Origin of the sequence: Paenibacillus qinlingensis, assembly GCF_031455095.1 — a bacterium.
GTDB classification, from domain to species: domain Bacteria; phylum Bacillota; class Bacilli; order Paenibacillales; family NBRC-103111; genus Paenibacillus_E; species Paenibacillus_E qinlingensis_A.
This window is the reverse complement of the sequence record NZ_JAVDSB010000001.1, coordinates 830596-842315: the sequence shown is the minus strand read 5'-3', so window position 1 is coordinate 842315 and position 11720 is coordinate 830596. Positions and strand designations below refer to the sequence as shown.

Annotated in this window: 11 protein-coding genes; 4 read left to right on the top strand and 7 right to left on the bottom strand. The window is 45.1% G+C overall.

The window, feature by feature from the left end; all coding sequences use genetic code 11:
- Window positions 1-146 precede the first annotated feature (146 nt).
- The 3 genes from J2736_RS03770 to J2736_RS03760 are packed head-to-tail and all read left to right on the top strand — an operon-like array spanning window position 147 to window position 2902.
- Window positions 147-1268, top strand: a complete 1122-nt coding sequence (locus J2736_RS03770) for a peptidylprolyl isomerase (RefSeq protein WP_310223670.1) — start codon at window positions 147-149, stop codon at window positions 1266-1268.
- Between the two features lie 53 nt (window positions 1269-1321).
- A complete protein-coding gene (locus J2736_RS03765; protein ID WP_310223668.1) occupies window positions 1322-2188 on the top strand; it encodes a class I SAM-dependent methyltransferase in 867 nt (288 codons plus the stop codon).
- 3 nt (window positions 2189-2191) lie between these two features.
- Window positions 2192-2902, top strand: a complete 711-nt coding sequence (locus J2736_RS03760) for an RluA family pseudouridine synthase (protein WP_310223666.1) — start codon at window positions 2192-2194, stop codon at window positions 2900-2902.
- 15 nt (window positions 2903-2917) lie between these two features.
- Here the strand turns inward: J2736_RS03760 and J2736_RS03755 are convergent, their stop codons facing one another.
- Window positions 2918-3322, bottom strand: coding sequence for a MarR family winged helix-turn-helix transcriptional regulator (locus J2736_RS03755; protein ID WP_310225187.1), 405 nt, complete (start codon window positions 3320-3322; stop codon window positions 2918-2920).
- Window positions 3323-3652: 330 nt separating this feature from the next.
- Here J2736_RS03755 and J2736_RS03750 point away from each other — a divergent pair, with 330 nt between their 5' ends.
- Window positions 3653-3820 carry a hypothetical protein gene (locus J2736_RS03750; RefSeq protein ID WP_310223664.1) on the top strand — a complete coding sequence of 56 codons (168 nt, stop codon included), beginning with the start codon at window positions 3653-3655 and terminating at the stop codon, window positions 3818-3820.
- Here the strand turns inward: J2736_RS03750 and gyrA are convergent.
- The 6 genes from gyrA to J2736_RS03720 form a co-directional block, all read right to left on the bottom strand.
- A complete protein-coding gene (gene gyrA / locus J2736_RS03745; protein ID WP_310223662.1) occupies window positions 3811-6252 on the bottom strand; it encodes a DNA gyrase subunit A in 2442 nt (813 codons plus the stop codon). The two genes, J2736_RS03750 and gyrA, sit on opposite strands and share 10 nt — an antisense overlap.
- A 24-nt stretch (window positions 6253-6276) precedes the next feature.
- A complete protein-coding gene (parE, locus tag J2736_RS03740) occupies window positions 6277-8250 on the bottom strand; it encodes a DNA topoisomerase IV subunit B (RefSeq protein ID WP_310223660.1) in 1974 nt (657 codons plus the stop codon).
- Between the two features lie 27 nt (window positions 8251-8277).
- Complete coding sequence (locus tag J2736_RS03735) at window positions 8278-9270, bottom strand: ABC transporter permease (protein ID WP_310223658.1); 993 nt, start codon at window positions 9268-9270, stop codon at window positions 8278-8280.
- Window positions 9271-9285: 15 nt separating this feature from the next.
- Complete coding sequence (locus tag J2736_RS03730; protein WP_310223656.1) at window positions 9286-10245, bottom strand: ABC transporter ATP-binding protein; 960 nt, start codon at window positions 10243-10245, stop codon at window positions 9286-9288.
- A gap of 13 nt (window positions 10246-10258) precedes the next feature.
- Window positions 10259-11074, bottom strand: a complete 816-nt coding sequence (locus tag J2736_RS03725) for a GDSL-type esterase/lipase family protein (protein ID WP_310223655.1) — start codon at window positions 11072-11074, stop codon at window positions 10259-10261.
- A 206-nt stretch (window positions 11075-11280) separates the two neighbouring features.
- Window positions 11281-11502, bottom strand: a complete 222-nt coding sequence (locus tag J2736_RS03720) for a hypothetical protein (protein ID WP_310223653.1) — start codon at window positions 11500-11502, stop codon at window positions 11281-11283.
- Window positions 11503-11720: the final 218 nt, after the last annotated feature.

Here is an 11720-nt window from a genome sequence, read left to right as displayed (position 1 = left end):
GATGCGTGTTGCAAATCGTCTCTACCTCTACAAATACAACAAACAGGTAATGAATTCCTTCAATTCAAACGGAATAAAATAAAGGAAATCTCTCAACCTTCGGTGAATTATTGGTAGGACAAGAAATGAAAGGTGGATCACACATAATGAAGGATAAAGTAAAAGGACTTATCGTGGGTTTAACGATTGGATCAGTTTTAAGTGGAACGGTAGCTTTTGCTGCAGGAACTCAGATTGAAGTAGCCTTCCGTAATCTGACGTATATGTTTGATGGTGTCGAAAAAACGCCAACGGATAGCAAAGGCTTTATTTACGAAGGGACAACTTATGTTCCTTTACGTTTCATGAGCGACTCGCTAGGCAAAAAGGTAGCGTGGGATGATGAGACAAGCACGATTTGGATTGGCAATAATCCGAATCAAATGGTTGCCACTTATAAAGGCGGGACTGTGACAAGAGCTGATTTCGATGCCTTCTTTAATCTCAAAGCTTTATTCAACAGCAACCATGCTGCCTCCAAAGATAACGTGGAGTATCAGACAGGTATTCTGAAGGAATTAGTAACGAACCGCGTTCTCTATAGTCGTGCTTCAGAGGCTGATATCGCAGCAGCTAAGGAAAGTGCGGCTTTACAAGTTGCAGCATGGAAGCAACAAATGGGCGAAGCTAAGTTTGTTGCCGACTTGAAGAATGTGAATACGTCAGAGAGTGCTATTCAGTATTTCTTGGTGGGCAGTTTGACGGCATCGAACTACGTGAAATCAAGCATTACTGATACGCAGTTGAAAGCACAATATGATGCGGCACTTAAAGCAGATAAAGATGCTTATACCATTGCGTCTGTTCGTCATATTTTAATTGGACTATCGGATGAAGAAGGAAAAGCACTTCGCACGAAGGAAGAAGCACTCACAATTGCCAAAGATGTAGCATCCAAGCTTAAAAATGGCGGGGACTTTACTGCACTTGCCAAACAATATTCCGAAGATCCAGGTTCAAAGGATGCGGGCGGACTTTATGCTGATGCTGCTGTAAGTCAATGGGTTGAAGGCTTCAAAGTCGCTGCTATTAATCAAACGGTTGGGGTAATCGGCGACCCTGTTGAAACCGAATTCGGCTATCACATCATCAAGGTGGAATCTAGATCTGTTAAATCGTTTGATGCTGTCAAAGATTCGCTCAGAGGTGGCCTTGAGCAAGCACAATACCAACAATTCGCAGAAAAAGAACTGCCTGGATTGATTGAAAAGATCGATTTAGGTCAATAAATGGTGTACAATGGATGTTTAGTCTAGTAAACAGTTGAAGGATGGATTACAGCATGTTTTATGCAAAAGATTGGGTTGATTATGAACTACTCGATACTGGCGGCGGCGAAAAGCTAGAACGCTGGGGAACGATTGTACTTCGCAGACCCGACCCGCAAATTATTTGGCCTCTACAAAAAGAAACACCCGCTTGGCGTCAAGCTGATGCTCACTATCACCGCAGCTCCAGTGGCGGCGGCCAATGGCAGCAGCACGCAGAGCTACCTGAACGCTGGACGATCACTTACGATCAGAAGCTGACCTTTTATATAAAGCCTACTAGCTTTAAGCATACGGGTCTGTTCCCTGAGCAAGCGGTCAATTGGAAATGGATGATGGACAAGATTAAAGGCGCTGGACGCCCCATTAAAGTGCTCAACCTTTTCGCTTACACGGGCGGCGCAACACTTGCTTGCGCGCATGCAGGCGCTGAAGTATGCCATGTCGATGCTTCGAAAGGCGTTGTTCAATGGGCAAAAGAGAATTTGCACCTAAGCGGTATGGGTTCCAGACCTGTTCGATTCATTACGGATGATGTGTTCAAATTCGTTCAAAGAGAACAGCGCCGCGGCAGCAAGTATGATGCGATCATTATGGATCCACCTTCTTATGGACGTGGACCTAACGGTGAAACCTGGAAATTGGAAGATGACCTCTTCCCGTTCATTCAGACTTGCCAATCCATTTTGACGGACAACCCGTTGTTCTTGTTGATTAACTCCTATACAACAGGTATCTCGGCTACTGTGCTTCAGAACATTTTGACCATGGCGATGAAAGAAAAGCATGGCGGAACGATCTCTAGCGGAGAAATCGGGCTTCCAATTACGCATTCCGGCCTGATGCTCCCTTGCGGTATTCTGGGACGCTGGGAGGCGTAGGCAGTGGCTTTCAAAGAGGATAACGGTGCATCGCAGATCCCGATTATTTTTGAAGACAACCACATTCTTGTGGTTGAGAAGCCCGTCAACATGCCTACGCAGGAAGACGAGTCTCGTGATCTCGACTTGTTGAACGCCTTGAAGGCGGACATCAAGGAGCGGTACAACAAGCCCGGCAATGTGTATCTCGGGCTTGTACATCGCTTGGATCGTCCCGTTGGCGGCGTGATGGTCTTCGCCAAAACGTCAAAAGCCGCGTCCCGACTTTCGGACGCGGTAAGAACGAGGCAGCTCGACAAGACGTACGTCGCTGTCGTGCACGGTAAACCCTCCCAGCCGGCCGCTACGCTGCGCCACTGGCTGTGGAAGGATACGCGGACGAATACCGTCAGCGTGGTCAAGGCAGGCCAGCAGGACGCCAAGGAGGCGGTGCTGGATTATAAGCTGCTCGGCAGCCAAGACGGGCTCAGCTTGATCCAGATCAAGCTGCACACCGGGCGGCCGCATCAGATCCGCGTGCAGCTGGCTGCCATTGGCTGCACGTTGTACGGGGACCAGCGCTATGGCAGCGCTGTGAACAAACCGGGCCAACAGCTCGCGCTGTGGGCCACAGCACTTACCTTTGAGCATCCTGTGCTCAAAGAGAGCATGCATTTCCGGTCGCTGCCTCCCGTGCAGCGGCCTTGGAACGAGTTCACCATCCCCGAGTTATGAGGGGATGAATGCCATTTAGTTGGCAACTTTGCCCAACAAATAAATAAGCAATTTCTGATTATGAGCGGAAACGCGATTCAGGTACGAATCCAACAGTTCTTCACGGATTCCACGACCTCTCTCGCATTCCGCTTTTCCTTTGCCTGTTACGTGAATCCAGACGATACGACGGTCTTTCTCATCTCTTATACGTGTAATTAACTCCGCTTTTTCCATCCGATCGAGTAAGGTTGTGACGGCCGCAGGTGTCGTGGATAAATATTCAATCAAATCCGAAGGCTTCATACGTTCATGGACTAGGAGCAGTTCTAACACATTCAGCTGTCCTTCCGTAATCGTAGGGGCTAAGCCTACCTCCATCTGATTTTTCAATTCCTTCGATAATTTTAGCCATAGCTTTCCGAATTCATCGGAATACATCCTCATCAACTCGCTTCCATTTTCACCTATTTATTGCAAGTATAGCACGCCTTTTCGCTAGTTTAAAGATTAATGCCATTAATATTTTCTTACAAAAATTGCAATTGAAGTGGACATGCTGAGGTTTGCTGATACCTGATGTCGAGCCTCCGCAAAGCTTGTCTACTCTTGGATAATCGGACAAGCCAATCGACTTCTTTTAACAAGTTGCCCAGTAGTCACATATACTGTTCGAAGGTACCCTGCACCCTTGTAGACAACAGCGATTTCTTTTTTTTCGGAGAAACTTGCCGTGCAAGGCTGTTTACTAACTTTCAAGGAGTGATTGAGTTGGAAGATTGGAAAGTAGAGCTAGGCAAGAAAGCACTGGAAGCGGGCATGCTGAAAGACCCACAGTGGCTGAATCGATTAGACGAACCGATGCCCCTGTGGGTCCTATTAGAGTTAGCTTTTACACTGATTGAAAGATTGGATCCCCCAACAATTAGTTACGATTGAGGAAAACGCAAAATCTCTATAATGGATTCTGTTTTCGTGACTGGAATAAATGATTTGCCTTGCGCTTTACGATCTTCTAGCGGAGCTGTTTCCGTTGAGAAGCGCAGCTTTTCACCATTGCTCATCACAGCTGTAATCAAGTAATCCATTTTCACAATAAACGTTCGGATTAAGGCAGAACCATTAGGTCTTACACGTTTGCCTTCTTTGAATTCGAAGGTAATGATCCCCTTTCCGCCGCGTCCTTGAATTGGATAATCGACAACGAGAGATCGCTTCGCATACCCGAGGTCCGAGATGACCAGTACTTCCCCTTCATCCCCGTAAATCCACTCAGCAGACACGACTTCATCGTCTTCCTTCAGCTGGATGCCGCGCACACCCGCGGCCGCACGGCCCATCGGGTTCACTTCTTCCTCACGGAAACGGATGCTCATGCCCTGCTTCGTGACGAGAAGAATTTCCTTCGTATTGTCACTTAAATGGACTTGCAGCACTTCATCTTGTTCCCCAAGCTTACACGCGACAATCGCGTTTGAGCGATTCGTCATGTACTCTTTGAGCTCTGTGCGCTTCACTTGTCCTTTGCGTGTGACGAATACGAGTGACTTCGTCGGATCGTCAAAGCCTTTGACAGGAATCACATTCACGATGCGATCTTCCTTCGCAATGGGGATGACATTGACAATCGCAGTTCCGTTTTCTTTCCACTTGTACTCCGGAACTTGATGGACAGGCAATAAGTAGTATTGCCCCTTCTTCGTGAAGATCAGCAAGCTCTCGATCGTATTCACATCTAGCAAGAAACGAAGGTAGTCGCCTTCCTTCATGCCTGTATTCTCAAGCTCCCCACCTGAACGTGTGAAGGATAGCTTGCTTGTACGCTTCAAGTAGCCCTCATTGGACAAGGTGACAAGCACATCTTCAGCCGTTACAAGAACTTCAAGATTTACTTTCAGTTCTTCGACTTCCCCTTGAATCTCCGAGCGGCGATCGATCCCATATTTTTTGCGGATCTCCCCCATCTCGTCTTTAATAACACCGAGAAGCTTCTTCAAGCTGCCGAGAATCCCGCGCAAGTACGCAATCGTTTTCTCAACATCCTTCAATTCCTTCTCCAGCGTCGTTATTTCCAAATTCGTTAAACGGTATAATTGCAGGACGAGGATGGCATCAGCTTGTCGTTCTGAAAAATGAAACTTCTCTACGAGATTATTTTGGGCATCCTGCCTATTTTTCGATGCTTTAATCGTGGCAATGACCTCATCCAAAATGTTTAATGCTTTGACAAGCCCTTCGAGGACATGTGCCCGATCTTCTGCCTTTTCCAATTCGTATTGCGAACGGAACGTAACTACTTCCTTCTGATGCTCAATATAAGCCTCCAGAATCTCACGGATACCTAGTTGACGCGGCGCTTTATTGACAATGGCAACCATGTTGAAGTTATACGTCACTTGCAGATCCGTTTTCTTCAACAGATAAGCCAAAATTCCTTGTGCATCCGCTTCCTTCTTGAGCTCGATCACGATACGAAGCCCATTACGGCCGCTTTCATCTCGAACTTCAGCGATGCCTTCGATTTTCTTCTCCAGGCGGATATTCTCCATCGCCGTGACCAACCGAGATTTCACCACTTGATAAGGAATTTCAGTAATGACAATTTGCTGTCTGCCGCCGCGCATTTCTTCGATCGCGGTTTTGGAGCGGATATAAATACGTCCCTTACCCGTCCGATAGGCTTCACGAATGCCTTCTTCACCCATAATAATCCCCGAAGTAGGGAAATCCGGGCCTTTGACAATAGACATTAACTCGTCAAGCGTAATGTCAGGTTTATCGATCATAGCCGTACAAGCGTCGATGATTTCACGCAAATTGTGAGGCGGAATTTCCGTCGCAAAACCTGCTGAGATCCCACTTACACCATTTACAAGCAAATTGGGATAACGTGCAGGCAATACAACCGGTTCTTTGGTTGAATTATCAAAGTTATCCTTGAACATCACCGTACGCTTCTCAATATCGCGAAGAAGCTCCATCGCGATTTCTGATAAACGTGCTTCTGTATAACGCATAGCTGCTGGTGGATCATCGTCTAAGGAACCCCAGTTCCCGTGACCATCCACGAGGGTATGCCCCATTTTCCATGGCTGCGCCATACGAACCATACCATCATAAATCGACGAATCCCCATGCGGATGATAATTACCCATGACATCCCCAACGGTTTTCGCTGATTTCCGATAAGGTTTATCCGGCGTGTTACCTGAGTCGTACATGGCGTACAAGACCCGGCGTTGAACAGGCTTCAAGCCGTCTCTAACGTCAGGAATTGCTCGATCCTGAATAATATATTTGGAATATCGACCGAATCGATCGCCAACGATCTCCTCTAGAAAGGCTGGTAAAAACTCTTCTAAAATGCTCACTTTCTCGTCACCACTCTTTTTGGTCTACTCAACATATTCAGTAAAATCAACGTTTTCGATAATCCATCTCTTACGTGGATCTACTTTATCACCCATCAATGTTGTCACACGTCGTTCTGCTTTGGCCGCATCTTCAATCTGTACTTGAAGCAGCGTCCGGCTTTCCGGATTCATTGTCGTTTCCCACAGCTGATCTGGATTCATCTCGCCTAGTCCTTTATAACGCTGAAGCTCTGTATTTTTACCGAGCTCTTTGACCACCTTTTGCAGCTGATCATCTGTCCAAGCGTATTTATGACCACCATTTTTACCTTTTCTCGTCACTTTATACAGAGGTGGCTGCGCAATATACACTTTACCTGCATCAATCAACGGCTTCATGTACCGGTAGAAGAAGGTTAGCAGCAGTACTTGAATGTGTGCGCCATCGGTATCGGCATCGGTCATCAGAATGATTTTACCGTAATTCGTCTCTTCCGCTTCGAACTCCGACCCTACGCCAGCGCCAATCGCAGCAATAATAGCTTTATACTCTTCATTTTTCAAAATATCCAGCAACTTCGCCTTCTCAGGGTTCATTGGCTTCCCTTTAAGCGGTAAAATCGCTTGATGCTTCGAATCTCGCCCTTGCTTCGCTGACCCACCTGCGGAATCACCTTCCACGATGAACAGCTCATTTCGTTGCAAATCCTTCGACTGTGCAGGTGTAAGCTTCCCATTCAGGTTCGAGCTTTCGCTCTTTCCTTTCTTGCCGCTGCGAATCTCTTCACGTGCTTTACGCGCTGCTTCTCTCGCTCGTGAGGCCTGTACAGCTTTCTTCAGCATCATTTGTGCGATTTGTGGATTCTCTTCCAGGAAAACCGTCATTTTATCGGAAACTACGGCGTCCACTGCACTACGTGCAATTGCACTTCCAAGTTGGTCTTTGGTTTGCCCTACGAACTCAACATCACCCATTTTGATATTGATAACAGACATCATACCTTCTCTGAGATCCGTACCATCGAGGTTTTTATCCTTTTCCTTGAGAATGCCCCCTTTACGGGCATATTCATTCATCACCCTCGTATAGGCAGTCTTAAAACCCGTTTCATGGGTTCCACCACCGCGGGTAGGAATAGAGTTCACGAAGGAAGCAATGGTCTCTGTGTAGCCATCGTTGTATTGAAGTGCAACTTCAACTTCAATCTCGTCCTTCTCTGAGGCAAAATGAATCACAGGGTGAAGCACGGTCTTCTCTTCGTTCAAGAAAGCTACGAATTGACTTGCGCCGCCTTCATACTGGAACTGATCCACTTTATCGGTGCGATCATCCTTCAGGTTTACTTGCAGCCCGGAGTTAAGGAACGCAATCTCCTGTAAACGTTCAGCAAGCGTATCATAATTAATCGTCGTGCCGCCTTGGAACACACGTTTATCTGGTTTGAACGTTACTTTGGTTCCTGTACGGTTGGTATTGCCGATAACTTCTAGTCCTGTAACCGGCTCACCAACATGTTCGATCCCTTTATCATCGACCCAATATTCAAAGCGCATCCGATGTACTTTACCTTCACGGTTGATTTCAACTTCCAACCACTCGGAAAGTGCATTCGTAACGGAAGCGCCTACACCATGTAAGCCCCCAGACTTTTTGTAACCTGAGCCACCAAACTTACCGCCTGCATGCAGAATTGTATAAACAACTTGAGGCGTAGGAACACCTGTTTTATGCATGCCTGTAGGAATACCGCGGCCATTATCTTGTACCGTAATAGATTGATCTTTATGTATCGTGACATTAATTTTGGAACAATGCTTTGCCAGATGCTCATCGACTGCATTATCTACGATTTCCCAGATCAAATGATGAAGACCTGAGGAACTGGTACTCCCAATATACATCCCTGGTCTTTTACGAACAGCAACAAGCCCTTCCAGGACTTGAATATCATCTGCTTCGTAATCCGTGACGGGTGTCGGGGCTTTCCCTTTCGCAAATTCTAGCTGCTCAGCCATTGGAGCCCTCCTTTATCTCTTTTTACTCTAATTTAAAATATCTTTGCGTGAAAATACCGTAAATGAAACGATTAACGCCAGTACGGTCCAAACACTTAATACACTAAGAGAGAAACCTAGATCCATACCTTGAATAGGTGGGATTCCTCCTGTCAAATACTTTGTCAGATCCAAGTTGACCATAAACAAATATTTAGCCGTTTCCCAAGAGGACACCATGTTCGAAAGAATTGTTCCTGATATTAATACGGCAAGCATGACCCCCATACCTGCTGCGGTTGATCGAATTAGTACAGAAAGCATAAGCGACATAATCGCTACGACAATTGCTGTAAACCATACTAAGCCGAATTCCATCAAGAGGAAGAACCATTGATCTACCGCTCTTACACGACTAAAATCGACATCTGCACCTGTTAGCTGAATACCCGTGAAGATCGGCATCGTCCATCCGTTATAGCCAAAAACAATGCCTGAAATCAAGTAACAGATCAATCCAGTCGACAAAACAGTCAGTGATGTAAAGAAGACAACGGTAATTAATTTACTCAATAGGATTTTCCAACGCCTGACCGGTCTTGTCAACAATAATTTAATAGTCCCCGTAGAATGCTCAGATGATACGATATCTGCTGAAATGACCATAATAATCAACGGAATAAATAAACCAACGGCATTTTTGACAAATTCACGCGTAAATGTAACCGCATTCGGGGAGCTAGGATTCACGTCTTGTTCTAAATAATAATTCGCAATTTGAATTTGAACGCGAAGCTGCTGCTTCCACTCATCTGGTGTTCGTGCAGAACTAAGCCGTTTTTCCCAATCTATCACTTTCTGACGTTGATCAGCCTTCCAATCCGATGTTCCAAATTGCTTCTGTGTATGTTGAGCAACTCGCATTTGAGCATAAGTGAACATGGGAATTAAAGCAAGAAGAATAAGTAGAATGACATAAAATCGCTTTTTCTTAATCATTTTAATCATTTCATTTTTAACTAAAGCATATAGTCCTGTCAATTCTTTCACCCTCTTTTACTCAATTCGTTCTCCTTCAGTTAAACGTAAGAATAAATCCTCTAATGTTGGATTTTTGATTTCTACCGCATATAGGCTGATTCCTTCCTCGATAAGTCGTTGACTTAACTTAGGAATGTTTACTTGATCCATTTGCGTAGCAATCTGCTTAGCAGCAGCTGGTATCCCCATAGGGCTGTCTGAATCTAAGGTGTGGACAGATAACACCATTTCCGAAGATTGAAGCACACGCTCGGCTTGATCTCCCGGAGAAACTGTCCAAACCACCCTGCCACCTTGAGCAATCAGCTCATCCACAGCACCAACTTGAATCACTTCACCATGACTAATAATGGCTACACGATCACACATTTGCTGAAGCTCGCTAAGTAAGTGACTGGAGACGAACAAGCTAAGTCCACCCGCAGCTAAACGTTGTATAAACTCCCTCATTTCTTTAATTCCCTGAGGATCAAGTCCGTTCGTAGGCTCGTCCAAAATCAATAGACTTGGTCGCCCTAGAAGTGCCTGAGCGATTCCTAAACGTTGGCGCATACCTAGGGAATAGGTCCTTACTTTATCATGAATGCGCGCATCCATCGAAACAATGTCGACAACTTCTTTAATTCGATTGTCGTCCACATCTGGCAGCATGCGGGCAAAATGCTCAAGATTTTCCCACCCCGTCAGGTAGGAATAGAGTTCAGGATTTTCAACAATACACCCTACTTTTCTCATGGCTTGGTCATGTTCCTTATGAACATCGAATCCACAAATGTGTATCGTGCCTTCCGTAGGACGAATTAGATCCACGAGCATGCGAATTGTCGTTGTTTTACCTGAACCATTAGGCCCAAGAAAACCAAAAATCTCGCCTGCGTAGACATCAAAAGAAATTCCTTTAATAATTTCTTTATTTTTAATTCTTTTTTTAAGATTATTGACAGATAAAACGATCTGAGGCGTTGCAATAGCCATTTCTATGCCCTCCCTATTTTAAAATTTGGACAATTCGATCTGCAATTCGTTCATAGCCATCCCCATTTGGATGGAAATGATCCGCAGAGGATAAATATTTGATCAAATTTTGCTCAAATAGGTCGTAGGTAGGAACAATCAGCATCTGAGGATATTGATTAGTTAACTTAAATACGCCGTCATTCCATCGCTGTACGGTTAAAGAGCCCTCTCTTGTCGGATCAAGATCCAAAAAAGGGTGATATAAACCGATATATAATAGCGTTGCTTTCGGATTTGCTTTATTGATGGTCGAGATGATCTTTTCCATCTTAGTGAGTGCAGGGTCTACACGCTTCTCAGCAGCCTCAGGATTAAATTCCGTTTGGTTAGCTCCTTTGAAAAGCCCTTCTCCTCCTGCAAAAATATCATTTCCCCCAATGGTAAGCAAAATAATATCAGCTTGCGCAAGTGCATCTTGTGTTTTTTTCTGTTCTAAATCAGTCAGAAGTTGATCGCTTTTGTAGCCGGGAATAGCGAGGTTATTAAGTACGAAGACAGGTTTGCCGCTTGCTTTTTCCAGCTTCTCGCGGACTCGTCCTACATAGCCTTTCCCCGTATTGTCGCCTGTTCCAGCTGTAAGTGAGTCCCCTAATGCGACAATTTGTAACTTATTGTTACTTTCGATTATCGATGGTTTCGTTGGCGCTGGAGTAGCTAATTGCAAATCTCCAGAGGCTTTAGGAAACCATATTTGATTCGCCGCGTATGCAAAGCCGACAGCGAAAACGATCGTAGAAATTGACGCGGTTAAACCAATGGCACCCCAAATGAAACGAGATGATTTCATTGCTGTCCCCTCCTGCGAATATTTGGCATATTTCCAATTTAAGAGTATAGCTTCTCGTCAAATTTTGCAAACATTGTAAAGATGGCTGAGTTTACGGGAGGGGATTGCAGTATACTCACTGCTCTAGTCCCATGCTGTAAGTTGATATTTTTGAGTTGCGGCGGCTTCGGTGTGCTTTTTCTACACCGTAACTCGAATTTTTCGAGTTACGGTGGCTTCGATCTGCTTTTTTTACTCTGTAACTCGATTTTTTCGAGTTGCAGCGGCTTCGTTGCGCTTTTTTTACTCTGCAACTCGATTTTTTCGAGTTGCAGCGGCTTCGATCTGCTTTTCTTACTCTGTAACTCGATTTTTTCGAGTTGCAGCGGCTTCGGTGTGCTTTTTTTACTCTGTAACTCGATTTTTTCGAGTTGCAGTTTTATTTCCACTTTTCCAAGTGTAGAAGGAGTCCCTAGATGAATGGCTATGAATCTCGAGTGTGTGATAGAATGTCGTGTTACGAGATGACTAGTGTTTAGTTGTTAAGTAGTATGGTTAGTCAAGTACTCGTTAGTCAAGTAGTGCTTTTCAGTGCTGCTCCTCAAATGACACTCATTCTCAATTGTTTCAATGTTTTCTCGTTAAAACAAACAAAAAGCTGCCTAAC